Here is a 22,377-nt window from a genome sequence, read left to right on the forward strand (position 1 = left end):
GTCTCGGCTCGGCATCCGTTTCTTCTCTGCTCCCACCGCGGTCGCTCACTCCCTCAGGGTAACGGACACACATGACCACCAGCACAGAGTCGACCACCAACACAGCGCCGACCACCAAGACAGGGCCGACCACAAACCCAGAGCTCGTCGTTCTCGTCGATGAGAACGGCGCACCGATCGGCACCGCCGACAAGCTCTCCGTGCACGGTGTCGACACCCCGCTGCATCTCGCCTTCTCCTGCCACGTCTACGACCAGCACGGGCGTGTGCTCGTCACCAGGCGCGCGCTGGCGAAATCCACCTGGCCGGGTGTTTGGACGAATTCGTTCTGCGGGCATCCGTCGCCGAGCGAGTCGAGCGAAGACGCCACCGCGCGGCGCGCACAGTTCGAGCTCGGTATCGCGATCGAGGGCCTCGAGGTGGTGCTGCCGGACTTTCGCTATCGGGCTGTCGACGCATCCGGCATCGTCGAGAACGAGATCTGCCCCGTCTATCGCGCCGTGACGACGGATGCCGTGCAGCCCAACCCCGACGAGGTGGCCGAGTTCGTCTGGCTCGAGCCGCAATCCCTGCGCACCGCTGTGGCGGCGACGCCCTTCGCGTTCAGCCCGTGGCTCGGCTGGCAGCTTGAGCAGTTGGACAGGTTGGAGCAGCTGGACAGGGCCTAGCCTTCCGACATCGGGTCGGTCAGGCCGGCCAGGTTCGCCGCGACCGTGCGCTGCACCGCCGGTATGCGGCCCAGCGTGGACAACGCCAGATTGCGTACCGGCGCGAAACGCGGGTTGGCCGTCGCGAGCCTGGTCAGCCGATCCGCGAAGGTGACGACACGTTGGGCAACCGCGGGGCGGTTGTGGCCGTAGCTGTCGAGCCGGATCTCGTTGCCGTTCGCGATCGCTTCGACCAGGGCTTTCGTGAGCACGACAGCGTCTCGCAGCCCGAGGTTCATCCCCTGGCCGCCGGCCGGGCTGTGCACGTGGGCTGCATCCCCGGCGAGCAGCACGCGCCCGTGACGGAAGCCTGCGGCCACGCTGTGGTGCACGAAGAACCGGCTGCTCCACTCCAGGCTCGAGACGCGAATCTGCGGCGATCGCGGACCGCGGGCGGCGAGAAGCTCCTGCACGAACTCCAGGCTCGGCTGAGCGGGGGCATCCTCCATCTCGGCGACAATGCGCACACTCCCGCCCGGCAGGGGCGCGGTCACCACCATGCCGGCGCCGGAGAGGAACAGCTGCACCCTGTCCAGTGGCAGCGCTGCGTCGGCGCGAATGTCGGCGAGCACGAACGACTGCCCAGGGCTGGAGTCACCGAAAGAGATTCCACTCGACGTGCGAACCACCGACTTCATGCCGTCGGCGCCGATCACCCAGGAGGCGCGCCGCGTCGATCCGTCCTCGAAGGTCACCGTCACGGCGTCGCCCTCGTCGTGCACGGCGGCGACCTGTCGAGGGCGCAGCACCCTGACCCCGAGTTCGACCAGCCGTTCGTTCAACACCCGCTCCGTCTCGGACTGCGGGATGAGAAGGATGGAACGGTAACGGCTCTCGATCGCGTCGAATTCGAGCGGTATGAGCATCCGGTCCCGGTCGCGGATGTCGAACCGCGACACCTGCAGGCCGCGTTCGATGAGCGCGTCGACGACTCCGATCGACTCCAGCGCCTCGAGCGTTCGCGGATGCACCACCGCCGCCCGGGACGTATTGCCCCCCGCCTCCAGCGCATCGACGATTTCCACCCGGATGCCGGCTTGGGCGAGCCCGGCCGCGAGCGTCATACCGACCGGACCCGCACCGACCACCAGTACATCAACGTCATTCATGGTCATTTTCACGCTGCGCACCTTCACATTCTTCATTAGCCGTACCGTACGGTACCGTCTCGTACGGTACGGTACGGTACGGTTCATATTCAGTATGATGGTGCGATGGTCACCAGCGCAAGAGCCGCCCGCACAGAACGCATCGTGGCGGCGGCTCTCGCGGTGTTCGGTGAACGCGGCTACGCCGCGGCGACCACGGCCGAGATCGCGCGCACCGCGAAGACCTCGAAGGAGACCATCTACGGGTATTTCGGCGACAAGGCCGGCCTGTTCCGCGCGACGTTGACCAGCCTCGTGGCGGCGCCCACGCGCGACGAGGTGCCCGTGCCCTCATCGGGCGACGCTCGCTCGGCACTGATCGACCTGGCCAGCACGCTCATCGCCGAGCTGATGAACCCGGACTACCTCAAGATCGTGCGCATCGTCATCGCCGAGGGCGTGCGCGATCCAGAACTCATCACCGTGTTCCGCGAGTCGATCGTGGAACGCCTCCTCGCCGGGGTGGGTGGAGCGACCAGCCGGATCACGGATGCCAGGCCGGGTCTCTCCGCCGACACCATCGCCAGGGGTTTCATCGGCCCGCTGCTGACCCACGTGCTGCTCGGTGGACTGCTACGAGCGCCGGAGGAACTGCGGGTACCGACGGACGACGAGATCGTCGCGCAGGTCGACCTGTTTCTCGAGGGGGCAAGCGGAACTAGTCGAGCTGGCTCTCATCGCGCCAGCTGACTGCCAGGCTCTAGTCGAGCTGGCTCTCGTCGCGGGCGATGCGCGTGCGGTGGAAGTTCTGGAACGACCGCGACGCCGTCGGACCGCGCTGGCCCTGGTAGCGCGAGCTGTACTCGGCAGAACCGTAGGGCTTCTCGGCTGGCGAGGTCAGGCGGATGAAGCAGAGCTGCCCGATCTTCATGCCCGGCCAGAGCTTGATTGGCAGCGTCGCGACGTTCGAGAGTTCGAGCGTGACGTGTCCGCTGAATCCGGGGTCCACGAATCCGGCCGTCGAGTGCGTGAGCAGGCCGAGGCGACCCAGCGAGCTCTTACCTTCGAGTCGGGCGGCCACGTCATCCGGAAGCGTCACCAGTTCGTAAGTGGAGCCGAGCACGAACTCGCCGGGGTGCAGGATGAACGGCTGGTCTTCCGCGGTCTCGACCAGTCGCGTGAGCTCCGGTTGGTCTTCGGCCGGATCGATGAACGGGTACTTGTGGTTGTCGAACAGCCGGAAGAACCCGTCGAGCCGCACGTCGATGCTCGACGGCTGGATCATCGCCGGGTCGTACGGGTCGAGACCTATCCTGCCCGAGTCGAGTTCGGCCTTGATATCGCGATCCGAGAGCAACATGCATCGAGCCTACCGAACGAGGCGTTGATAGTATTGCGCAGTGCCGCCTGCTCGACGGCGGTCGCGCGAGTGTAGTTCAATGGCAGAACTCCAGCTTCCCAAGCTGGTAGCGCGGGTTCGATTCCCGTCACTCGCTCCGTGTGATGTCTCGCTCGAGTGATGAGACGTGAATCATATAAATGAAACTCCGAAAGCTGGCGCCTGCCCGACCCAGCCTTCACCCGCATCTCTCGATATCACGCGATCGAGCTCGCAGGTGCACCCCGCGCATGGCTAATCTCTTCGACATCGAAGTTGTCGGGGATCTGCTCGAGTCACCGTTCGCACTGATGTTGGTCACTCTCCTGCATTGGCGTACTTTACGCACTCCCTTTCATCAGAGTTTATTTGAGCCCACCAAAGGCTGCTATTCGGGTGTATGGTGCGATCATGCAGATATTGCCCATTTCCAAAGTCAAGGACCGCCTCAACGAGCTCGTTGATGCCGCATCGGTGACGCACGAGACCGTGACGATCACCAAGAACGGCTCGCCGGCTGCGATGCTCGTCGGCGTCGACGAATGGGAATCGCTGCACGAAACCCTCTTCTGGCTGTCACAACCCGAAATCGTCCAGAACGTCGCGGCCGCCAAGGCCGAAGTCGTAGCCGGTCAAGGGCTGAGTGAAGAACAGATCCGGGCCGAGTTCGGCGTGCCGAAACGGTGAGCTTCGAGGTCATCTTCTCGCCCACCGCACGACGTGACATGCACAGCATCCCTCCGAGAATCGTCTCGGCGATCATCGAATTCACCTTCGGTGACCTCGCGGGGTCACCGCGTCGCGTCGGGAAGCCTCTCGAGCGCGAACTCGCCGGCACATATAGCGCGCGACGCGGGCCGTACCGCGTCCTGTACAACATCGACGACGAGCCACCTCAAGTTGTCATTCTTCACATTGACCATCGCGCTGACGTTTACCGACCACGGTAAAAAAACACCGGCCCTACTGGTGACGACCGTTATCCGTTTTCACACTATTTGTGGCTCGCAGGGCATTCGCACGTGTTGGTCGTCGACGAGCTAGGTCAACTGAAGAGAATTCTTCGCGAACGAGTGTTATTCACCCATGTACTGCTCTCGGAGGTCGGCGTGCATCTCCCAGGGAGCTTGGGGCAGCGCGTGGCCAGTCTCGAGGAGTGTCTTTAGATTCGCGAACACGCTCGACCAGCCGGCGGCCGCGGCGGCTCGGTCGTCATCACTCGGGATGTGCATATGCACGACAGTGAGTTTGACGATGTCATAGAACGCTTCGATAGTGAATGTCACGAGAGGCACGGGCGTGGGGGCCTCATCCGAGTCGCCGAACGTCATTGCGAGCAGGCGTGGGCGATCCGATTCCACCACCCGGCCGACGACATCGGCGACCCCCGAGCCGTCGGTTCGCACGTGCTCCCACCGCGATCCGACTGTGAGGCAACAGGGACGCGAAGGGGCGCCGGCAGCGCACTCGCTACCTGGTCTTTCAATAAGTCCAGACGGCCGCTCCCGACAGCCTGGGAGTATGGACTACACGAATGATGTGGCTGGTTAGATGGCGGCGAGCGCGCCTTGGCCGGTAAAGCGAGCCGTGTCGCCTGCGGTGGCCTCGATTTCTCAGAGCCGATTCCATTTGGCGAGCTGCACTGTGCGTGCAGCTCGCGTGACCGTCCCCGCCTGATTCGGTTTGATCAAGACGACGTTCGCCGCACCCTCGGAGACGCCGCGCGCGAGACGTTCGCGGTTGGTGGCGAATAAGTCGTCGCCGACGATCTGCACTCTGCCGCTACTCAGAGGAGAGCCGCCGCACGGCCACACCGCCGCCTTGATACCCGATTCGGCCTCGATTTCGTCAAAGGTGAATCGGTACTCGAAGGCTGACTAGCCCGGTGCAGATCGACGACGGCATTGATGAGGTGGGCGTTGTCCCAGTCGGGCGTCTCTGCTCAGCCCGCGGGCTGTGCTATCAGATCTGCACCGCAGAACGAGAAAGGGGGCTGACCACCGGTCAGCACCCTTTTCGTCGTGACAACGTCTATCCTGCCCGCAATAGACGTTCGTTCCAGGCCGTGATGTCGAGGCCGACCTCAGCACTCCCCGGGGTATCACCGATTTCGCTGCCGAAGTTCTGAGCCTCGGCGAGATCGATGTTGTTATCCAGAATGCGGCAGCAACGAGTGTCGACGCCCCGGCCCTCGACATCCCGGACGACGCATGGACAGCCGACCTCGCCTTCAACTTTCTCGGCATAGTCCGACTCGATCGCGAACTCGTACCTCATATGGTCACGCGAGGCCACGGAGGTGAATCCGTCGGGCGTCCGAGTCGTCAACGTCCTTCCCGGGTCCATCAAGACAGAAGGCGCCGCCGCTTCCCTCACCCAGATGGTCGAATCCAACGGAATCACGCTCGAACAGATGGAGCAGAACATCGTCACACACCTCGACATCCCCATGCGCCGACCCGGCACACCAGAAGAGGCAGCCGAAATGGTAGGGTTCCTGGCCTCCGATTGAGCGAGCGTCAGTCCGTGATTGACAGCGCGCTGTCAAGTTGATACGGTCACGATATGCACGCGTCACCGCCTAACGACGACTGGACGCGGTTCGCCGTCGCCGTCTTCGCCCTCAATAGCATGCTCGTCGAGGCGGGTGAAGGAATCGTCGCTCCACTGGGCCAGAGCAGTGCGCGCTGGCAGGTACTCGGCCGGGCCTTCGCTCCAACCACCGTGGCGCACATGGCGCGCGACATCGGGCATGCACGCCAGAGCGTGCAGAGAGTCGCGGATGACCTACTGCGTGACGGCCTTCTCGAATATCGCCCGCATCCGCAGGACCGCCACACGCAGCTCGCTGCGCTTACCCCGCGCGGACGGGAGGTGCTGGAAGCCATATACAACCGCCAGCTCGCCTGGTCGCGCGATGTCGTCGCACGCATCGGCGCCGACCAACTGAGGGCCGCAATCGTGGCCCTCACGGAGGTCGCCGAAAGCCTCGGTACCGCATCCCACACCCCAGGAGAATCGCAATGAGCAGGTATATCGCCCTCTACCACGCGCCCCTCGATGTGGCGCAGCGCTTTGCGCAAGCCACCCCGAAGGAGGCCGCGCTCGGCCTCCAAGACTGGATCGACTGGTCGGCGAAACTCGGCCCTGCCCTCGTCGACCCCGGACAACCGCTCGGCAACGCGAAACTCGTCACGTCGGCCGGGGTCACCCGCCGGCCGCGACGACATCATCGGGATGTCGATCCTCGAGGCCGACTCCATGGATGACGCCCTCAGAATGGTCGAGGGACACCACCACCTGCGCTGGGCCGACGGCTGCAGCATCACCGTTCTCGAGGAAATGGGCGTACCGGAACTCGCCTAGCACCTTCCCCTGCCTTCGGCGCCGGGGTCGGTGCCCTCCCGGTCGTGCCGGACGGTCGCGAACATAGGTCACAGGCGGACGCGACCAGTTTCTTGGCGTGCGCCGGTTGACGAAATCCCTGCCCGTCAATAATAATTAGGCGTATGCCTAAGTATTATGATGAGCTCGACACGGTTCTCCGCGCTCTGGCGGATCCAACGCGCCGGGCCGTTGTGGAGCGGTTGGCGAAGTCCCCAGCCGTCGTGTCCGAACTCGCGGCGCCGTTCTCGATGGCGTTGCCGTCGCTGATGCAGCACCTGAGCGTGCTCGAAAACGCGGGGGTGGTCACGTCGCAGAAGCACGGACGGGTGCGCACCGTGAGCCTGCGACCGGGCGCCCTCGACGTGCTCCACCTATGGCTCGGTGAGCAACGAACCCCTGCAGAACACCAAGCCGACCGGCTCGGCATCCATCTAACCCTCACTAGCCCGAAGGAAATCTGACATGACCCGCATTCGCATGGACCTGTTCACCTCGCTGGACGGCTACACGCCGGACGACCCGACACCCGAGGATCCGATGGGCACCGACTGGGGACGCCTCACGGCGGCGTATTCCGCGACTCGCACCTTCCGCGAGCGAGTCTTCGGCGACACCAGCGGCGCCGGCACGACCGGCATCGACGATCAATATGTCGCCGCGTTCTTCGCCGCCGGCGTCGGCTCCGAGATCATGGGGCGGGGATGTTCGGGCTCCACGCCTTTCCCGACGACGTGGATTGGAAGGGCCGGTGGGGTGAGGAGCCGCCGTTCGGCACCCCGGTCTACGCCCTCACCCACACCGCACCGCGTCCGTCGATCCAGATGAAGGGCGGAACGACGTTCCACTTCCGCAATGCTGCAATCGAGGCCGTGCTCGCCGAGGCGACCGAGGCTGCCGGCGGCCTCGATGTGCGCATCGGCGGTGGAGTCGGCACCGCGGGCGACTTCCTGCGCACCGGCTTGGTCGACGACTTGCACCTCACGGTCGCCCCGGTCATCCTCGGCCGCGGAAATCGACTGTGGGACGACCTGGTCGGGCTCGACCTCAGCCACAAAATTTCGACAGAAGCGGCCGAGAGTGACACGACGCACCTCACCTTCACCCGATAGGAGATTCACATGACAATCGAACGCCGACTCGCCCGCGCCGGATTCACCCTGACCCGCGACTACCCCACTCCCCTCGAGCGCGTCTGGGACGCATTCGCCGACGAAGACCAGAAGCTCGGCTGGTGGGGCGCCGGCGACTCCATTGAACCCGGTGAGTGGGCATTCGACTTCCGCGTCGGTGGACGCGACGTCGCCGAGGGGACCTTTCACGACGGTCCGGTCTCGCGGTACGAGGCCACGTACACCGACATCGTCGAACACCTCCGCATCGTCACGACGTACGACATGTGGATCGACGGGGTCCACATGTCGACGTCGGTCGCGTCGTTGGAGTTCGAGTCGATCGACGAGGGCACCCGATTCACGCACGTCGAGCATGGTATCTTCTTCGACCAGTTCTGGGCCGACGGACCGGGCCGCGAATCAGGCACCCAGGGCCTGCTCGACGCTCTCGGCAACTACCTCGCCTGACACATTTCCCGCAATTGGACAGTAGCTGAGCAACCAATCCGGGCCGATGTCGTGGCTCAGGTGGTTGATGACTCGCCGAGCCGGGCTTCATGAAGTCGGGAAAAAGGTCTGCCAGGTAGCGAGGCTAAATCGGCTCACACACGGGCATCCTGCGTTGAGGAGGCCGAAGTGGACGAGGTGAGATCGACGAACCGCTCAGCTGCCGAAGTGCGGGTGCGCTCGAGACTGCCATCAGGGCGTTCGTCGAGACGGATGAGCCCCATGCGCCGCAAAAAGGGCGTCTTCGACTGCACGCCCGTGTGATCTGCCGACGCGGTGCGCGATGCGATCACGTCGTCGTCGACCAGGAACTCCTCGACGTTGCGCCCGCCAGAGGCATACGACCAGTCCACGAAATCGAGCAGCGGCCACCAGGTGTACCCACGAATATCATGGCCCTCGTCCCGTAGGGCGTGCACCGAGGCGATCGAATCGTCGAGCCAGCGCTTGCGGGTGTCGTCGTCACCCTCGATGCTCGTTTCGGTGATGAGTACCGGTAGGTCGTAGCGTTCGCTGAATCCGCGCAGAACGGCCGCGAGTCCAGCCGTCCAGCCATCGGTGGCAACCTGGTCGACTCGGCCGTCCACGGCGACGAGAGTGCGGGGCGTGAGCGCCGGGTAGTAGTTGACACCGAGCAGGTCGATCGCGGGTGGATCGGTTTCGAGCTCCGCGAGGTCCAGCTCAGAGGCGCCGTTCTCGAGCAACCATGACCGCTGCGGATGATCGGCTGTCACCCTGCCGAGCACCAGGTCCGTGGGCAGCGTCCCGAGGCCCTGCAGGTGAAGCGAATGATCCTTCAGCGCCTCATCGGCAGTTCCATAGAGCGATGACGCCTCGACGTGCACGATCACCGCTTCGGGGTTGGCCCGCCTGATGGCACGAATGGATCGGGCGATGCCGCGCGCGATGCTCATCGTCACCGTCGTCCACCCCGACCATCCGGTCAATGCCGGCGGCCACACTCCCCGGAGCCCGCTGAACGACGCGGTCGTCATGGGTTCGTTGAGAGGGGTGATGTGATCGACGACTCCGCGATAGCGTGCCGCGAAGGCGCCGGCGAACTCCGCGACGACGTCGGGGTAGTCCGGGTCGGCGAAAGCTCCAGCGAGCCAGCTTGGCGTGCCGTAGTGCACGAGGTCGGCGATCACCGTGAGGCCGAGTTCCCGTTGCGCGAAATCGAAGCGTTCGTCGAGCATCGACCAGTCGAACTCGTCCCTCGCGATATGCACCAGCGGCCAGTTGACGCCATATCTCACCGCGGTCGCGCCGAGGTCGCGTACGAGACTGAGGTCCGACCGCCAATTCTCGGTATGGCCGGTCAGGTCGTATTCATCGAGCGGCTCCATCTCGAAACCGGCGGCTGGATAGACGCAGGTGTCTTCGATACCGGCGATCCAGGCAAAGTCGCCCTTGAAAAAATTCACTTGAGTCCTGTCGTCGCCACGCCTGCCACGAAGTACTTCTGGGCGAAGAAGAACCCGATCGCAATAGGCAGAAGGGAAATGGTCGCACCGGCGAGTAAAACAGCGTGGTCGGTCACGTGCTGCCCGCCGAACAGGGTAAGGCCCGCCGGCAGGGTGAGCATGTCAGGAGAGCTGGTGATCACGAGCGGCCAGAGCAGGTCATTCCACAGGTTGACGAAGTTGAGAATGGCCACGGTGGCGAGCGCCGGTTTCGCCAGCGGCATGATGATCTGCCAGTAGATGCGAAGGTGACCGGCGCCATCGATGCGGGCCGCCTCATCCAACTCGGCGGGAATGCTGATGAAGAACTGCCGAAGCAGGAAGATCCCGAACGCACTCGTCGCCCTCGGGATGATGAGGCCTTGGTAGGTGTTGAGCCAGTTGAGATGGAACAGTTCGATGAACACAGGGATGAGCGTCACCTGGAACGGCACCATGAGCGTTGCGATCACCAGAACGAAAGCAACAGTGCGACCGCGAAACCGAAGCCGCGCGAGGGCGTAGGCGGTGAGCGAGTCGAACAGCAGGCACAGTGCAGTCGTAACACCGGCGAAGACGAAGGAGTTGAACAGCAGTCGTAAGAACGGGAGTTGCTGCCACACGCCGATGTAGCCGTGAAGGGTCCAGGTCGTGGGAACGAGGCTGGCCGGGTTGCCGAACAGGTCGGACTCGCTCCGAAACGAACCCGACACCATCCAGATGAAGGGAACTATCGCGAGCACCACTCCGATGCTGAGGAGAACCCATTTGAAGACCGCGGCGACGCCCGCGGTCCTGCGGACGGCCCCGCCGCGGATCGTCCGTGCGGATGAGGTATTAGTCGACATCGTTGTACCTGAATAATCTGAGCTGGAGTGCGGAAATGATCATGATGATGGCGAAAAGTACCCACGAGATCGCTGAAGCGTAGCCGGTGCGAAAGTTGACGAACCCCTCGCGGTAGAGCTCGTTGACGAGGCTGTCGGTCACAAACAGCGGGCCGCCGCCGGTCATCACGTACACGAGGTCGAACACCTGGAACGACTGGATCGTGAGAATGAGCGTCGTGAAGAGAAGAGTCGGACGGATGCTGGGCAGCGTGACGAAGGCAGTCAGCTGACGGTTGTTGGCACCGTCCAATCGCGCGGCCTCGTACCTCTCGGCGGGAACCCCTTTGAGTCCCGCGACGAAGAGCACCATCGCGAACCCGACGTTGCGCCAGATAGCGACGAAGATGACCGACGGCAGCGCGAGGTGCGTCGACTGCAGCCAGGTGATGGGGGTGATGCCGAGCAACTGGGTCAGTCCGCCGACGAGTCCGATGCTCGGGTCGAGGAGGAACTTCCAGACGAGGCCGATCGAGACCAGCGAGACGATCGTCGGAAAGAAGAAGATCGAGCGCACGATGCGCGTGATGAGGTTCTCCCGCAGGAGCAGGAGGGCGACGAGAAAACCGATGATGATGACGACGACGACTGTCGAGACGGTGAATATCAGGGTGACGGAAAGGGCGTTCCAGAAATGTGGGTCATGGAAAAGCTCGATGTAGTTGCCGAACCCGACCCATTGCTGGTCGACAGCGCCGATGGTCCAGTTGAACAAGCTGTAATACAGCGACTGGAGAATCGGCCAGAAAACGAAGGCGCCGAGGATGATTGCACTCGGAGCCATGAACAGGATGGCCGGCGAGAGCCGGCGCTTGTAGACACGGCGGGGCTTCGCCGACCCGGAGCCGCCGCGCGCGGCGCGCGACGACTCCGGGTGTGTGGCGGTGGCAGACACTACGACTTGCACCCCGTGAGACCGTTGATGGTCGCGCCGATAGACGCGGTCGAGCCGGCGACGCTTTGGCCACGGGTGATCTGGCCGATCAGCGGCACGTATCCGTCGGCGTCGACCTGGGTGGCGTTCGGCACACCGGGCAGGTAGAGACGCGAGTCGGGCACCTGGGCGGCGAACACGGAGACGACCGGATCGGCCTTGAGTTTGGCGTCATCCGAAAGGTCGGTGCGCAGTGGCGGGAAGCCGGTGGAGAGCGAGAACTTCTGCTGCACGGACTTGCTGGTCCAGTAGGCGAGGAATTCCTGGGCCTGCGCCGGGTACTTGGTCTTCGCCGAGATCGAGAGCGGTGCGGTCGACCCGAGGGTCACCTTGCCGTTAACTCCGACCGGGATGGTCGCGATTCCCAGGTCGATGCCCGCATCCTTGAAGCCGGGCGCGGCCCACGGTCCGTTCATCTCCATGGCGGCCTTGCCCGCGGAGAAGAGGGAGTCGGCCTCTGCGCCGGTGAGTCCGACCGGAGCGATCTTGTCGTTGACGACCATGTCGCTCCAGGTCTTCAGGCTCTTCTGCCCGGCCGCGCTCTGTACGACACTGCAGTTCTTGGCGTTGACGATGTCGCCACCTTCGAGCCACTGCAGAATGGGCCACATCTGGATCGTCTGGTTGTCGGCCAGTGCGAGTCCGAACTGGGTCTGACCGCCGTCGATCGTGAGCTTCTTCGCGTCGGCGGCGAACTCCGCGACCGTGGTGGGCGGCCCGGAGATACCGGCTGCAGCGAAGGCCTTCTTGTTGTAGTACAGGCTGAGGGTTGCGAAGTTGGCTGGTACCGCGTAAAGCTTCTTGTTATAGGTGAACTCTGTGACTGTGCCGGGCGCGAGCTTGTCGACGTTGATCTGCGTATTCGACGAGCCGGTATTGGTGAGCGGCAGCACCGAGTTGGTCTTCACGTACTGTGCGACCGCGTTCGGGTCTGAGCTCGGCGTCGCGAGGTCGGGCCCCTGGCCGGTGAGCCAGGCGGAAGGCAGCTTCTGCTGGATGGTGTCCCACGGCTGCACGGTCATGGTCACTTGGATTTTGGGATGCGAGGCGTTGAAGTCTTTGACGATCTCGGCGTAGCCGGGGCGGTCGCCGCCGGTGAATCCGGTCCAGACGGTGAGGTCGACCTTTCCACCGTCGGATCCGGAGTTCGATGGGCTGCCCGAACAGGCGGCCATGGCCAGCATCATGCCGATGGCACCGATGCCGATCGCGATCTTGCTTTTCATTTGTGCTCTCCTTTGAGTGTGATTTGTTGTGGTGCGCTGTGGATGTTCATGGCGGGATTAGCGGTGTGCCTGTGCTCCCTCCGGCACGCAACCGCATGAGCTGCGGAGCGTGAGGGAGACGGGAAGTGTCTGGTGGGCTGGTCCGTCGGTCACGCCGTCGATGATGTCGAACAGTCGCTCCGTCGCCACCCTGGCGAGGTCTTCAGCGGGAACGCTCACGGTCGTGATGCTGGGCGTGGTCAGTCGTGAGAGACCGAAGTCGTCGAACCCGACGATGGCGACATCCCCTGGCACGCTCAGCCCCTGGTCGGTGAGTGCTTCGAGCCCGCCGAAGGCCATGTCGTCATTGGCGAAGACGATTCCATCGATGTCGTGGATGCGGTCGCCGAGCGACTGCACCGCCTGCCATCCGGCATCCTCGCTGAAGTCGCCCTCGACCACGAACGACGACTCGACAAGCCCCGCCTCGGTGACGGCCGCGAGAAACCCCTCGCGGCGGTCGATCGACGTCTGGTGGTCGAGCGGGCCCGTGACATGCATGAGCCTGGTGCGGCCATGTACCTCGATGAGATGGCGCGTGATGGCCGATTCGGCGGCGACGTCGTCGATGCCCACGGTAACGGAGTCCGGCAGGTAGGGAAAGTTGCCGACTAATACGACCGGGAGTCCGCTCTGCGACAGACGCTCGACGTTGGGGTCGGTGACGGCCGCGCTCGTGACGATCGCGCCATCCGCGCTTTTCGATCGCATGACTCGCTCATAGGCGGCGAGCCCGTTCGCCTCGTCGGAGTTGGTCGAGACCAGCACCTGGGTGTCTCGATCGTTCGCGACCGACGACACCCCGGTGAGCACGTGCATGAAGTAGCTGTGACCAAAGACGTGACGGGTGGTGTTCGGCACGATGAGGGCTATCGCGCCGGCGCGCTGATTGCGCAGGGCACGAGCTGCGGAGCTCGGCACGTAGCCGAGTTCGGCGGCCGCCGCGCGCACCATGGTCTTTGTCTTCTCGCTGATTCGCGAACTGTCAGACAGGGCCATCGAGGCCGCGGATGCTGTGACCCCGACACGTTCAGCCACATCGCGCAGCGTGATCGCCTGCCGTTCGGTGGGCACCTTTGCCATCTGTCATTCCTTTGCTCAGCCCTGCTTTATCGTTAAAGCACATCAGCCAAAAAATACTCCAACCGGAGAAGGTCGGAGAAGCTCAATCGATAAAGCACAACCATACCCACGAGCCCCAGAGGCGTCAAGCAGGAAGCCGAGGCGGTGCTCCACGCGACCGACGCATACCAGGCTCTACTTCTTTTTGTCCTTGCCGTTTCCGCCCTTGTTGCTCTTGTCGTTCTTCGGCACGCTGGTCGTTGCGGGCACGGCCGGGGAAGGCGCCGGCGCTGGTGTCGACGAGCTGGACGGCGTCGGAGTGGTGCTGATCGTCGGGGTGTGTTGGACCTGCTCGTGCGAGGTCGACAAGAGCGGGATCACCAGGAGACCGAGCGCGAGCAGTGCCGCGAGGACGGCGATGACCGCTGCGGCGACAAGTCGACGTCGAAATCGTCGGACGGAGGAATATTCCGACGGCTGATCGGTGGCTGCGGGTATGGGAAGCACCTTCGTCGCAGCGGGCAGCGCCTCGGTCTCGTCGTTCCCGGCCTCGGGTGCCTCGACCGGCAGGATCCACTCGTCGAGCCTGTTCCCGATCTCTCGAGTTCGTACGGCCACTTCCATCGCGGTGGGGCGAAGCGCCGGATCGCGAGCAGTCATCTGTGAAAGAAGCGCAGTCCATGCATCGGGGATTGTGGCTGGGATGGATGGATCGTGGTCGATCCGAGCACTCATCGCTTCGACGATTGTGCCGGGGTAGGCACGTTCACCGGTGAGGCATTCCAGCACGACGAGTCCGAGCGCATAGATGTCCGCTTCCGGGCCTGGTTCGGCCCCCGAGGCTTGTTCCGGGCTCAGATATGACGCCGTTCCCACAACAGTTCCGATCGTCGTCATTCGATCGGCGCCGACGAGATGTGCGATCCCGAAATCAGCGAGTTTCGCTCGATGGGTTGGTGTGGGAAGTCCGGTCGGCACGAGCAGGATGTTCGCTGGCTTCAGATCACGATGGACGACGCCGATCGCGTGGACAGCGACGAGCGCTTCTGCGATATCGGAGGCGATCAGAGCCGACACGTGGCCCCGCAGCGGACCCTGTGCCAGAGTCGAGCGCAGGTCCGGTCCGTCGACCAGCTCCATGACGAGATAACTCGGCATAACTGATTCGGCGCCCGCGAGATGAGCGTCATGGAGGGTGACGAGGTTCGGATGGTTCAGACGGGCGAGTACGTCTACCTCACCGTGGCGGCGAGCATCGTCATTCGCGGCACCAGCGGCAAACAACTTCACGGCGACCTGCCGATGGAGCCGTATGTCATCGGAGCGATAGACGGTTGCCATGCCACCGCGGCCGATGATACTGGTCACTCGATAGCGATCCGAGAGGAGTTGCCCGATCCAGGGATCGTCCGGGTCCATGGCGCTCCTCCCTGATAACTTGTCGGGTTCGCTAGCGTAACTAGCAAAATGCGTCTTCACTGGTCAGTGTGACTGATTCATTCGATTACAGCGAACTCGTGCATCCGATGAGCTCAACTCCTGCGCCAGCCGAATCCGATCCACGACCGGGGATCAGCGTCATGGAGGCCCTTCAGGTCTATCACGCAGCCGAGGCAGCCATGCGCCGACGAACGGGATCGGCGATGAGGCTGGGGGGCAACGACCTTCTGGCGCTTCGCTTCCTTCTCGACAACCAGGCCGCCGGGCGAATTACAGCATCCAAGGATGTGACGAGATACCTTGGCATCTCAAGCGCCTCCACCACTGTTCTTCTCCATCGACTAGAGAGGGGCGGATTCATCGAACGACGTCCGAGCAGCACCGACAGGCGTTCTATCGAGATCGCGCCGACTGCGTCTGCCGAGGGCGACACCGGCCCACTTCTGGCCGTCGCCCAGAATCAGATCGCCGATGCATCGAGAACCCTGACGACGGAAGAAGGGCGGATCGTCACGAGATTCCTCACGCTGATGCGCAAGACCGTCGACCAGATCGGATAGGAGTCCGCCGCTGCCATCCTCTCTCGTGAGCCATTTGTCAAGACATTGCTAGATAGATGAACTAGTTGTTAGATGATCTACGTAACGTCCGAATGACGTATTCGGGCCGACTCACCACCAAGGAGATCGAACAGTGAACATTCTCGTCATCATCGTCGCGGTCATCGCGGTTGTCCTTCTCATCACCGGCGGAGTTGTTCCGTCGCTCAATTTCCTGCTCTGGGTAGGGATTGTGCTGCTCGTCATTGCAGCCATCGTCTATCTCCTGCGTTTTCTCACCGGCAGCCGACGCGGCTGAGCCAGTGACCAACAAGCCTGAAAGGACAACCTACTCATGAGCCTCGGAACTGGAATCGTACTTTTTGTCATCGGCGCCATACTCGCGTTCGCCCTCCAAATCCAGGTCACCTGGATCGATCTCCACCTCGTCGGCTACATCCTCATGGCCGCCGGAGTGGTGGGCATCATCCTCGGCATCGTGCTGATCACCAGACGTCGCCAAACGACGGCCACCTCACGCACCGCCGTGGATCCCGCCACAGGTGACCGGGTCTCGCGCAGCACCGTCGACCGCGACGACCCGCTGATCTAACGGAAGGTCCTTCGACCGGCTCGAGTGGGCATCACCGTGCCCACTCGGCCGAGTACGTCCTACCCCGCACTGTCTGAGAGGGTGTGAAGACTGCTGTAGCGGGCGGCGGCGAAGTCAGCGGTGGCGGTTGAGAAGCCACCAGGTGGTCACGAGGTCTTCGGTGCGGCGTACATCCAGACCGGTCAGCTCCCGGAAGCGGTTCACGCGGTCAACACCCGGTTCGAGCTAACGCGGCCGGGAACCGTTGGGCGCCCGCTGTGGGGTGTTGAGGTGGCCTTCGCCGTGCCGCACGAGGTTCACGGCCAGGAAGTGCACGCGGCAATCGTCGCGCCAGAGGGCCAGTCGGTGGACGCCGAAGAGGTTGCCGCGTTCACTCGCGAGCGCGTGGCTGCCTACAAGTACCCGCGAGTGATCCACGTTGTCGACTCGCTCCCACTCGGACCGAGCGGAAAAGTGCTCAAGCGGGTACTGACCGACCAGTTCGCGCCGGGCGGCGATACGGAGCCGACGCCCCATGCGGCATCCAGCACAGGTTAGATTGAACGCGATCGAAGGAGATCCCATGAGCGTCATCGAACAGGCCGCGCCGTCGGCCGCCGCGAACACCGGGGCGCTGACGGATACTGAGCGAGAGCATTTCGACTCCCTAATTGCGGAACTGCAGGCTGGAGAGATGGCCTGGGCAGCCGTCTCGCTCGCCGATCGCGCCGAACTGCTGATGCGGGTGCACGCCTCGGTCGCCGCATCCGCTGAGGACTGGGCGCTGACCGCGGCCGCCCTCAAGGGCATGGACCAGTCGTCGCCTCTCGTCGGCGAGGAGTGGATGTCCGGACCATACTCGATGCTGACGGGACTTCTCACCGTCGCCGGGAGCCTGCAGTCCCTGGCCGCCCTGCGCAATCCGCTCGACGGCCTCACCTTCGGCACCGCGCCGGGCGACCGCATCACGGTGCCGATCATGCCGGCCTCGACCTTCGAGGGCATGCTCATGAACGGCTTCACGGCCGAGGTATGGATGCCGCCGGGCGTCGACGGTGAGACGATTCGCGCCGGCGTCGGCCTGGCCTCACGGCGCACCGACCAGACCCACGGTGTCGGACTGGTGCTCGGAGCAGGCAACATCACCTCCATTGCCCCGCTCGACGTGCTCTACGAGCTGATCGCCAACAACCGGGTCGCGCTGCTCAAGCTCAACCCGACCATGGCGGCGATGGAGCCGGTCTATGCGAAGGCGCTCGCGCCTCTCATCCAGCTCGGGGTTCTGCGCATCGTGCAGGGTGGCAGTGAGGCCGGCAGCTATCTCGTGCGTCACCCGGGCATCGCGCACGTGCATATCACCGGCAGCGCGGCCACCCACGACGCTATCGTTTACGGCTCGGGCAAGCAGGGCCGAGCCAACAAGCAGGCTGGCATCCCGACGCTGGAGAAGCCGATCACCAGCGAACTCGGCGGCGTCTCGCCGATCATCGTCGTTCCGGGCGACTGGACCAACGCCGACCTCGCCTTCCAGGCCGAGCACGCGGCGACCATGCGGCTGCACAACGGCGGCTACAACTGCATCGCCGGTCAGGTCGTCATCCTCAGTTCTGACTGGCCGCAGAAGGATGCTTTCCTGGCCGAGTTGCGCCTCGTGATGGACACCGCTCCCGGTCGCACGGCGTGGTATCCCGGCAGTGACGACCGCATGAACACGGCGCGCGCATCGTATCCGGATGCCGTCGCCCTCGGCCCGGGAGGCGCACGCCTGCTCATCGACGCCTCCGCCTCGGCCGAGGTGATGGAGTCGACGGAGTACTTCTCTCCCGTGCTCGGTGTGGTCGAACTGGCCGGCACCGGACAAGCGTTCCTCGACGCCGCCGTCGCGACATCGAACGAGAAGCTGGTTGGCACCCTTGGCGCCAACGTCATCATCGACCCCACGGAGCGCAAGCGGCTCGGCGCAGGCTTCCGCGAGGCCATCGCCCGGTTGCGCTATGGCAGCATCGCCATCAACGCGTGGACGGGGGTCATATTCCTGACAGCCGCGGCGACCTGGGGTGCCTTCCCGGGCCACACACTCGAGGATGTGCAGAGCGGCCGAGGTGTTGTGCACAACGGCCTGCTGCTCGATGGCCCCGAGCGCACAGTGCTGACCGGCCCGTTCCGCCCGTTCCCGCGCTCGGTGCGACACGGCGAGAACGCCCTCATGCCCAAGCCGCCGTGGTTCATCACAGCGCGGAGCGCTGCCATGACCGGGCGCAGGCTCACCGAATTCGCCGCCAAGCCGGGCTGGAGAAGGATTCCCGCCGTGTTCGCGGCGGCCTTCAAGGCATAGGGGCGGTCTCCTACCGGCTAGACCCGGATGCTCCGCAGGAACAGCTCCGTCAACTGCCCGGCCACGACGGTTGTGGTCTCAGGCCCGTCCGGCGAGTACCACTGCGGCAGGTAGTGCGTGTCGCTGAAGAAGTGCGCGATGAGCACCGCCGACGGGATGTCGGTGCGGTAGAGCCCCTCGGCCTGCCCTCTCTCGAGGAGCACGGCGAAGGCGTCGTGGTATTCCCGGCGACGTCGGGTGACCTCCAGCTGCCGCGGCGCGCTCAGCATGTGGGCGCTGCGGAAGAAGACGGTGCCTTCCCGCAGCGAGTCGATCGAGGTCTCCACCACGTCAACGCACACGGCGCGAACTACGTCGTCGGTCTGTCCTCCGCGGGCGATGATGTCATCCATTCGGCTCTTCTGCATCGACAGCAGGCGGTCGTAGATGCCGAACAGCAACTCGTCCTTGGATTCGAAGTAGTGGTACATCGCGCCCTTGGTGACGCCAGCGGCCTCCACAATCTGCTGCACAGCGGTGTTCGCGTAGCCCTGCGCGGCGAACAATTCGACAGCGGCACGCCTCACGTCGTCCGCGACACTGGTCGGCCCCATCACCAGAGCGGGCGGATGCTGATGCCACCGTCGATGGCGAGCGTCTGGCCGGTGATCCAGGCGGCGTCGTCCGAAAGCAGGAATGCCACCGGCCCCGCCACGTCGTCAGGCACTCCGAGCCGCTTCAGCACGTAATCGGCGGCGGCCTCATCCTCGTGCCCCTCGTAGAGTGCCCGCGCGAAGTCGGTTTTCACGACGGCGGGCGCGACGGCGTTCACCCGGATGCGCGGGCCGAGTTCCTGTGCCAACTGCACGGTGAGGTTGATCAGCGCCGCCTTGGAGACCCCGTACGCGGCGATTCCCGGGCTCGCGGTAGTGCCTGCGATGGATGCCAGAGTGACGATGGATCCGGCGAGCCCGGCGGCGACGGCCTCGCGCGTCCAGGCCAGTGTGGCGATCACGTTGACCTCGAGGATCTTGCGCATCGCCGCCTCGTCTACCTCGAGCAGCGGGCCGTACGCCGGGTTGATGCCGGCGTTGTTGACCAGGTGGTCGAGTCGACCGTGCCGCGCCGCGATGTGTTCGTAGACGGATGCTCGATGCTCGGCGTCGTCGGACTTGCCAGCGACCGAGCTCGCGCGCTCGCCGAGCTGGGCAACGGCCTCATCCAGACTCTCCTGCTTGCGACCGGTAATGACGACGGATGCTCCCTCCGCGACCAATCGCTGCGCGATCGCGAGACCGATGCCCCGACTTCCCCCGGTGATCAGCGCCACCCTGTCCTGAAACCTTTGCACGTTCGCCTCCTCGTCGAGCAGCGGCCTACCGACCGCGCGGTATGTCGATGCTACGCGGTCGACGCGACGGTGATCGTCGCTCCCCCGTGGCGACTTTCCGGTGGTTACTGCTGCAGGGTCATGGCATAGATCTGGAGGTCGCTGTTCCGTTGCCAATCGAGCCCGCCGGATCCTGGTGCGACCCAGGCTGGTACTGATGGGGTGGCCAGGGACAGCGAACGCACCTGCTTGCCAGGCGTCAAGGGCACCGTGGTCTCGTAGAGCGAGGCCTTTGTCGTGGTCTTCCCGGTTCCGGCTTTGAGTTGGTAGGCGGTGTCGAGCGCGACGGTGTTGCCGAAGTCCGCGGTCTTGTTGGCCCAGCCGGTCAGTTCGAGCAGGACCGTTGCGGTGCTGCCGTCTGTATAGGTGACGACGGCGGTGGCCGACGCGGCACCCGTCAATGAATCCAGGATTTCGTCGTCCGCGCTTGGTGTCGCCGACGGCTGTTCACCGGGTTCTTGGGAACGGCCCCCCGCGTGTGAATGCCAATGCGGCGAACCGTTCGCCGATCCGTTGATGGGCCTCGGGGCCAGGGTGGAGACCGTCAGGCAGCGGGAGCTGGAGAGCATCCGCCTGCCCATACAGGCTCGTGCCGTCCAGGTAGTGCAAGTGCGTGTCCGCCGCTCGCCGTTCCACCAGCGAGGCGAGTTCTCGTCGAATCACCTCCAGGGTCAGGGCTCCGCGAGCTACCTCTTCTGGTCGGCCGGTGGCGATGAACTGCACATGATCGGTGCCGAGGGTGGAGACATCCACGGCACCTGGCCCCGGCGTGTTCTCGTGGATGCCGCAGAAGATCGGCGAGATGAGCACGATCGGAGTGGTGGGATGGCCATCCCTGATCGTGTCGAGGAAGCCGTGCACGGCCGGCACGAACGCGCGCAGACGCATCGCATCCGTGTTGACGACGTTGATGCCGAGCTTGACGCTGATGAAGTCCGCCGACGAATCGCGGATGACGCGAGCCATGAACGGGTCGACCAGCGCGCTGCCACCGAAACCCAGGTTATGGAGATCGACGCCGGCGAGGCGTGCCGAGACAACCGGCCAGATCTCGGTAGGGGCGGCGGCGTTCGAACCGTGGCTGATGGAACTGCCATGGTGTACCCATATCGGTGCCGGCGAATTGTCCGCCTGGATCGGTGCGTCGGAGCGAAGCGAGACCAGTTCGATGGACTCGTTGTGCGGGAGCCAGATCTCAATTCGGTTGGAACCTGCAGGCAGCGCGGACACCAGGGTCGTGTGGGGTTGGCCCGATTCGAACGAGGTCGTACCGGATTCGAAGTCGACCACCATGGCGTCGCCACCATCGAGGGTGTCTCGGCTGAACAGCTCGCCATTGACAGTCACATCCACGGATCCGCGTGGCCGGTCGGCACCGCGATAAGCGACCCGGGTCGGGTGCGTCACCAATTCGATCACTGTCGCCATGGTGCTCAGCGACAGGCGCACTCCCGACGGCTGGGATTCCATGGAGAGCAGCTGCGCGTCCGGATACTGCTGGCGCACCCAGGCGGGAAGGCGGTGCAGCCGCACACCTCGGTCAGTCGCTTCGAACTCTGCACCTCCGCGGAACAGGTTCGCCGAGATGTCGGTGGTGATCATAGTGAATTCCTATTCGGATGGTGTCGGCCACGCGCGGAACAGCGCGTCCAGCGCGGTGAGGATACGCTGCCACGACGCCTCGGTATCCGGCTCACGATGGGCGAAGTTGCCAGCTCGCTCCAGCGTGATGAAACCGTTGACGGAGGCACCGAGCATCCGCGTGACGTGGACGAGTTCGTCGTCTGGCAGGGCATATCCACGAAGTACGGCGAAGGTGAGAGTCACGACGCGCGCCGCAGCCTCCGACTGCACCGTGGATGATGCGGCCGGCCGTTGCAGCGCCTCCCACCGACCTGGCCACCGCCGGGCGTAGGCGCGCTGTGCGTCGGCCAGGCCGACGAGCGCTTCATGACCGGCGCGACCGGCCACCGCGGTGGCGATCTGCTCGGCGAGTTCGTCAAGGGCCAATTCATGGACGCCGTCCAACACGGCGGCGCGATCCCGGACATGGCTGTACAGGCTTGCCGTCTGCACGCCGAGCTGACGCGCGACTGCCGACAGGGAAATCGCGTCGAATCCGCTGAGGTCCGCGAGATCTGCGGCTGCGGTGATGATCGACTTCGGAGTCAAGCGTGCCCTGGCCATGCAGCCAACCTAACACCTTTAGGTAAAACTTGTGCTGCCTTAGGCTGCGTGAAAGGTCGAACCACCACATTTCTGGGCGCCGTCTGTGCACGCCGTTCGCGGCTGTGGAGTTGATCGATAAATGGCGGTGTTCTGTGATCGCTCGG

Annotated in this window: 30 protein-coding genes, 1 tRNA gene and 1 pseudogene; 17 read left to right on the top strand and 15 right to left on the bottom strand. The window is 64.2% G+C overall.

Annotated elements, in window-relative coordinates; all coding sequences use genetic code 11:
- Positions 1-71 precede the first annotated feature (71 nt).
- Entirely contained in the window at positions 72-668 is a 597-nt protein-coding gene (gene idi / locus ABIB56_RS14365) for an isopentenyl-diphosphate Delta-isomerase (RefSeq protein ID WP_354569910.1), read from the top strand.
- On the opposite strand, the gene ABIB56_RS14370 is transcribed toward idi, so the two are convergent.
- The gene (locus tag ABIB56_RS14370; protein ID WP_354569911.1) at positions 665-1,852 is read right to left on the bottom strand and encodes an FAD-dependent oxidoreductase; all 1,188 of its coding nucleotides are present in this window, start codon (positions 1,850-1,852) and stop codon (positions 665-667) included. The two genes, idi and ABIB56_RS14370, sit on opposite strands and share 4 nt — an antisense overlap.
- Before the next feature lie 69 nt (positions 1,853-1,921).
- Here ABIB56_RS14370 and ABIB56_RS14375 point away from each other — a divergent pair, with 69 nt between their 5' ends.
- A complete protein-coding gene (locus ABIB56_RS14375; protein ID WP_354569912.1) occupies positions 1,922-2,545 on the top strand; it encodes a TetR/AcrR family transcriptional regulator in 624 nt (207 codons plus the stop codon).
- A 10-nt stretch (positions 2,546-2,555) separates the two neighbouring features.
- On the opposite strand, the gene dcd is transcribed toward ABIB56_RS14375, so the two are convergent.
- Entirely contained in the window at positions 2,556-3,155 is a 600-nt protein-coding gene (gene dcd, locus ABIB56_RS14380) for a dCTP deaminase (protein WP_354569913.1), read from the bottom strand.
- Positions 3,156-3,220: 65 nt separating this feature from the next.
- On the opposite strand from dcd, the gene ABIB56_RS14385 reads away from it, so the two are divergent.
- The 3 genes from ABIB56_RS14385 (at position 3,221) to ABIB56_RS14395 (ending at position 4,123) form a co-directional block, all read left to right on the top strand.
- Positions 3,221-3,291 (top strand) — tRNA-Gly (locus ABIB56_RS14385).
- A 278-nt stretch (positions 3,292-3,569) separates the two neighbouring features.
- Positions 3,570-3,860, top strand: a complete 291-nt coding sequence (locus ABIB56_RS14390; protein ID WP_354569914.1) for a type II toxin-antitoxin system Phd/YefM family antitoxin — start codon at positions 3,570-3,572, stop codon at positions 3,858-3,860.
- Positions 3,857-4,123, top strand: a complete 267-nt coding sequence (locus ABIB56_RS14395; protein ID WP_354569915.1) for a type II toxin-antitoxin system RelE family toxin — start codon at positions 3,857-3,859, stop codon at positions 4,121-4,123. The genes ABIB56_RS14390 and ABIB56_RS14395 overlap by 4 nt, the downstream gene beginning before the upstream one ends.
- 126 nt (positions 4,124-4,249) lie before the next feature.
- Here the strand turns inward: ABIB56_RS14395 and ABIB56_RS14400 are convergent, their stop codons facing one another.
- The gene (locus ABIB56_RS14400) at positions 4,250-4,696 is read right to left on the bottom strand and encodes an SRPBCC domain-containing protein (RefSeq protein WP_354569952.1); all 447 of its coding nucleotides are present in this window, start codon (positions 4,694-4,696) and stop codon (positions 4,250-4,252) included.
- A gap of 90 nt (positions 4,697-4,786) precedes the next feature.
- Complete coding sequence (locus ABIB56_RS14405) at positions 4,787-4,948, bottom strand: hypothetical protein (protein ID WP_354569916.1); 162 nt, start codon at positions 4,946-4,948, stop codon at positions 4,787-4,789.
- A gap of 349 nt (positions 4,949-5,297) precedes the next feature.
- On the opposite strand from ABIB56_RS14405, the pseudogene ABIB56_RS14410 reads away from it, so the two are divergent.
- The 7 genes and pseudogenes from ABIB56_RS14410 to ABIB56_RS14440 all read left to right on the top strand — a co-directional run.
- Positions 5,298-5,414 (top strand): annotated as a pseudogene (locus tag ABIB56_RS14410) (hypothetical protein); the annotation flags it as partial.
- A gap of 58 nt (positions 5,415-5,472) precedes the next feature.
- Positions 5,473-5,685, top strand: coding sequence for an SDR family oxidoreductase (locus ABIB56_RS14415; RefSeq protein ID WP_354569917.1), 213 nt, complete (start codon positions 5,473-5,475; stop codon positions 5,683-5,685).
- Between the two features lie 53 nt (positions 5,686-5,738).
- Positions 5,739-6,200: a MarR family winged helix-turn-helix transcriptional regulator gene (locus ABIB56_RS14420; protein WP_354569918.1), complete on the top strand. Its 462-nt coding sequence runs from the start codon at positions 5,739-5,741 to the stop codon at positions 6,198-6,200.
- Complete coding sequence (locus ABIB56_RS14425) at positions 6,197-6,442, top strand: hypothetical protein (protein WP_354569919.1); 246 nt, start codon at positions 6,197-6,199, stop codon at positions 6,440-6,442. The genes ABIB56_RS14420 and ABIB56_RS14425 overlap by 4 nt, the downstream gene beginning before the upstream one ends.
- A gap of 240 nt (positions 6,443-6,682) precedes the next feature.
- Positions 6,683-7,021 (top strand): ArsR/SmtB family transcription factor, encoded by a 339-nt coding sequence (locus tag ABIB56_RS14430; protein WP_354569920.1) that lies wholly within the window; start codon positions 6,683-6,685, stop codon positions 7,019-7,021.
- 240 nt (positions 7,022-7,261) lie between these two features.
- Entirely contained in the window at positions 7,262-7,669 is a 408-nt protein-coding gene (locus tag ABIB56_RS14435) for a dihydrofolate reductase family protein (protein ID WP_354569921.1), read from the top strand.
- Between the two features lie 9 nt (positions 7,670-7,678).
- A complete protein-coding gene (locus tag ABIB56_RS14440) occupies positions 7,679-8,140 on the top strand; it encodes an SRPBCC domain-containing protein (RefSeq protein WP_354569922.1) in 462 nt (153 codons plus the stop codon).
- Between the two features lie 134 nt (positions 8,141-8,274).
- Here ABIB56_RS14440 and ABIB56_RS14445 read toward each other — a convergent pair whose 3' ends face one another.
- The 6 genes from ABIB56_RS14445 to ABIB56_RS14470 form a co-directional block, all read right to left on the bottom strand.
- Positions 8,275-9,603, bottom strand: coding sequence for a family 1 glycosylhydrolase (locus ABIB56_RS14445; RefSeq protein WP_354569923.1), 1,329 nt, complete (start codon positions 9,601-9,603; stop codon positions 8,275-8,277).
- A complete protein-coding gene (locus tag ABIB56_RS14450) occupies positions 9,600-10,469 on the bottom strand; it encodes a carbohydrate ABC transporter permease (RefSeq protein ID WP_354569924.1) in 870 nt (289 codons plus the stop codon). The genes ABIB56_RS14445 and ABIB56_RS14450 overlap by 4 nt, the downstream gene beginning before the upstream one ends.
- On the bottom strand, positions 10,459-11,403 hold the full coding sequence (locus ABIB56_RS14455) for a carbohydrate ABC transporter permease (RefSeq protein WP_354569925.1): 945 nt from the start codon (positions 11,401-11,403) through the stop codon (positions 10,459-10,461). Before ABIB56_RS14455 ends, ABIB56_RS14450 begins: the two co-directional genes overlap by 11 nt.
- Positions 11,403-12,668 carry an ABC transporter substrate-binding protein gene (locus tag ABIB56_RS14460; protein WP_354569926.1) on the bottom strand — a complete coding sequence of 422 codons (1,266 nt, stop codon included), beginning with the start codon at positions 12,666-12,668 and terminating at the stop codon, positions 11,403-11,405. The genes ABIB56_RS14455 and ABIB56_RS14460 overlap by 1 nt, the downstream gene beginning before the upstream one ends.
- A 57-nt stretch (positions 12,669-12,725) precedes the next feature.
- The gene (locus ABIB56_RS14465; RefSeq protein WP_354569927.1) at positions 12,726-13,790 is read right to left on the bottom strand and encodes a LacI family DNA-binding transcriptional regulator; all 1,065 of its coding nucleotides are present in this window, start codon (positions 13,788-13,790) and stop codon (positions 12,726-12,728) included.
- A 174-nt stretch (positions 13,791-13,964) separates the two neighbouring features.
- Positions 13,965-15,188, bottom strand: a complete 1,224-nt coding sequence (locus ABIB56_RS14470) for a serine/threonine-protein kinase (protein ID WP_354569928.1) — start codon at positions 15,186-15,188, stop codon at positions 13,965-13,967.
- Positions 15,189-15,256: 68 nt separating this feature from the next.
- On the opposite strand from ABIB56_RS14470, the gene ABIB56_RS14475 reads away from it, so the two are divergent.
- The 5 genes from ABIB56_RS14475 to ABIB56_RS14495 all read left to right on the top strand — a co-directional run bounded on the left by ABIB56_RS14475 (position 15,257) and on the right by ABIB56_RS14495 (position 18,675).
- Positions 15,257-15,769, top strand: a complete 513-nt coding sequence (locus tag ABIB56_RS14475) for a MarR family winged helix-turn-helix transcriptional regulator (RefSeq protein ID WP_354569929.1) — start codon at positions 15,257-15,259, stop codon at positions 15,767-15,769.
- A 133-nt stretch (positions 15,770-15,902) separates the two neighbouring features.
- Positions 15,903-16,067: a hypothetical protein gene (locus tag ABIB56_RS14480; RefSeq protein WP_354569930.1), complete on the top strand. Its 165-nt coding sequence runs from the start codon at positions 15,903-15,905 to the stop codon at positions 16,065-16,067.
- 36 nt (positions 16,068-16,103) lie between these two features.
- Complete coding sequence (locus ABIB56_RS14485) at positions 16,104-16,361, top strand: DUF6458 family protein (protein ID WP_354569931.1); 258 nt, start codon at positions 16,104-16,106, stop codon at positions 16,359-16,361.
- Positions 16,362-16,481: 120 nt separating this feature from the next.
- Positions 16,482-16,898, top strand: coding sequence for an AMP-binding enzyme (locus ABIB56_RS14490; protein WP_354569932.1), 417 nt, complete (start codon positions 16,482-16,484; stop codon positions 16,896-16,898).
- Positions 16,899-16,923: 25 nt separating this feature from the next.
- Positions 16,924-18,675: an aldehyde dehydrogenase family protein gene (locus ABIB56_RS14495; protein ID WP_354569933.1), complete on the top strand. Its 1,752-nt coding sequence runs from the start codon at positions 16,924-16,926 to the stop codon at positions 18,673-18,675.
- Positions 18,676-18,692: 17 nt separating this feature from the next.
- Here the strand turns inward: ABIB56_RS14495 and ABIB56_RS14500 are convergent, their stop codons facing one another.
- The 5 genes from ABIB56_RS14500 to ABIB56_RS14520 form a co-directional block, all read right to left on the bottom strand.
- Complete coding sequence (locus tag ABIB56_RS14500) at positions 18,693-19,268, bottom strand: TetR/AcrR family transcriptional regulator (RefSeq protein ID WP_354569934.1); 576 nt, start codon at positions 19,266-19,268, stop codon at positions 18,693-18,695.
- The gene (locus ABIB56_RS14505) at positions 19,268-20,005 is read right to left on the bottom strand and encodes an SDR family oxidoreductase (RefSeq protein ID WP_354569935.1); all 738 of its coding nucleotides are present in this window, start codon (positions 20,003-20,005) and stop codon (positions 19,268-19,270) included. Before ABIB56_RS14505 ends, ABIB56_RS14500 begins: the two co-directional genes overlap by 1 nt.
- A 104-nt stretch (positions 20,006-20,109) precedes the next feature.
- Positions 20,110-20,445 (bottom strand): hypothetical protein, encoded by a 336-nt coding sequence (locus ABIB56_RS14510; RefSeq protein WP_354569936.1) that lies wholly within the window; start codon positions 20,443-20,445, stop codon positions 20,110-20,112.
- Positions 20,446-20,491: 46 nt separating this feature from the next.
- Complete coding sequence (locus tag ABIB56_RS14515; RefSeq protein WP_354569937.1) at positions 20,492-21,646, bottom strand: GDSL-type esterase/lipase family protein; 1,155 nt, start codon at positions 21,644-21,646, stop codon at positions 20,492-20,494.
- Between the two features lie 9 nt (positions 21,647-21,655).
- Complete coding sequence (locus tag ABIB56_RS14520) at positions 21,656-22,231, bottom strand: TetR/AcrR family transcriptional regulator (protein WP_354569938.1); 576 nt, start codon at positions 22,229-22,231, stop codon at positions 21,656-21,658.
- Positions 22,232-22,377: the final 146 nt, after the last annotated feature.

Source organism: Glaciihabitans sp. UYNi722 (assembly GCF_040549465.1).
In the GTDB taxonomy this organism is placed as follows: domain Bacteria; phylum Actinomycetota; class Actinomycetes; order Actinomycetales; family Microbacteriaceae; genus Lacisediminihabitans.

Bases quoted from the DNA above. Each gene is read 5' to 3' on its own strand.
- ABIB56_RS14425 (WP_354569919.1), top strand. From the start codon at position 6,197: ATGAGCAGGTATATCGCCCTCTACCACGCGCCCCTCGATGTGGCGCAG.
- dcd (WP_354569913.1), bottom strand. From the start codon at position 3,155: ATGTTGCTCTCGGATCGCGATATCAAGGCCGAACTCGACTCGGGCAGG.
- ABIB56_RS14420 (WP_354569918.1), top strand. From the start codon at position 5,739: ATGCACGCGTCACCGCCTAACGACGACTGGACGCGGTTCGCCGTCGCC.
- ABIB56_RS14500 (WP_354569934.1), bottom strand. From the start codon at position 19,268: ATGGGGCCGACCAGTGTCGCGGACGACGTGAGGCGTGCCGCTGTCGAA.
- ABIB56_RS14450 (WP_354569924.1), bottom strand. From the start codon at position 10,469: ATGTCGACTAATACCTCATCCGCACGGACGATCCGCGGCGGGGCCGTC.
- ABIB56_RS14515 (WP_354569937.1), bottom strand. From the start codon at position 21,646: ATGATCACCACCGACATCTCGGCGAACCTGTTCCGCGGAGGTGCAGAG.
- idi (WP_354569910.1), top strand. From the start codon at position 72: ATGACCACCAGCACAGAGTCGACCACCAACACAGCGCCGACCACCAAG.
- ABIB56_RS14430 (WP_354569920.1), top strand. From the start codon at position 6,683: ATGCCTAAGTATTATGATGAGCTCGACACGGTTCTCCGCGCTCTGGCG.
- ABIB56_RS14440 (WP_354569922.1), top strand. From the start codon at position 7,679: ATGACAATCGAACGCCGACTCGCCCGCGCCGGATTCACCCTGACCCGC.
- ABIB56_RS14370 (WP_354569911.1), bottom strand. From the start codon at position 1,852: ATGAAGAATGTGAAGGTGCGCAGCGTGAAAATGACCATGAATGACGTT.
- ABIB56_RS14470 (WP_354569928.1), bottom strand. From the start codon at position 15,188: ATGGACCCGGACGATCCCTGGATCGGGCAACTCCTCTCGGATCGCTAT.
- ABIB56_RS14520 (WP_354569938.1), bottom strand. From the start codon at position 22,231: ATGGCCAGGGCACGCTTGACTCCGAAGTCGATCATCACCGCAGCCGCA.
- ABIB56_RS14465 (WP_354569927.1), bottom strand. From the start codon at position 13,790: ATGGCAAAGGTGCCCACCGAACGGCAGGCGATCACGCTGCGCGATGTG.
- ABIB56_RS14485 (WP_354569931.1), top strand. From the start codon at position 16,104: ATGAGCCTCGGAACTGGAATCGTACTTTTTGTCATCGGCGCCATACTC.
- ABIB56_RS14460 (WP_354569926.1), bottom strand. From the start codon at position 12,668: ATGAAAAGCAAGATCGCGATCGGCATCGGTGCCATCGGCATGATGCTG.
- ABIB56_RS14375 (WP_354569912.1), top strand. From the start codon at position 1,922: ATGGTCACCAGCGCAAGAGCCGCCCGCACAGAACGCATCGTGGCGGCG.
- ABIB56_RS14495 (WP_354569933.1), top strand. From the start codon at position 16,924: ATGAGCGTCATCGAACAGGCCGCGCCGTCGGCCGCCGCGAACACCGGG.
- ABIB56_RS14435 (WP_354569921.1), top strand. From the start codon at position 7,262: ATGTTCGGGCTCCACGCCTTTCCCGACGACGTGGATTGGAAGGGCCGG.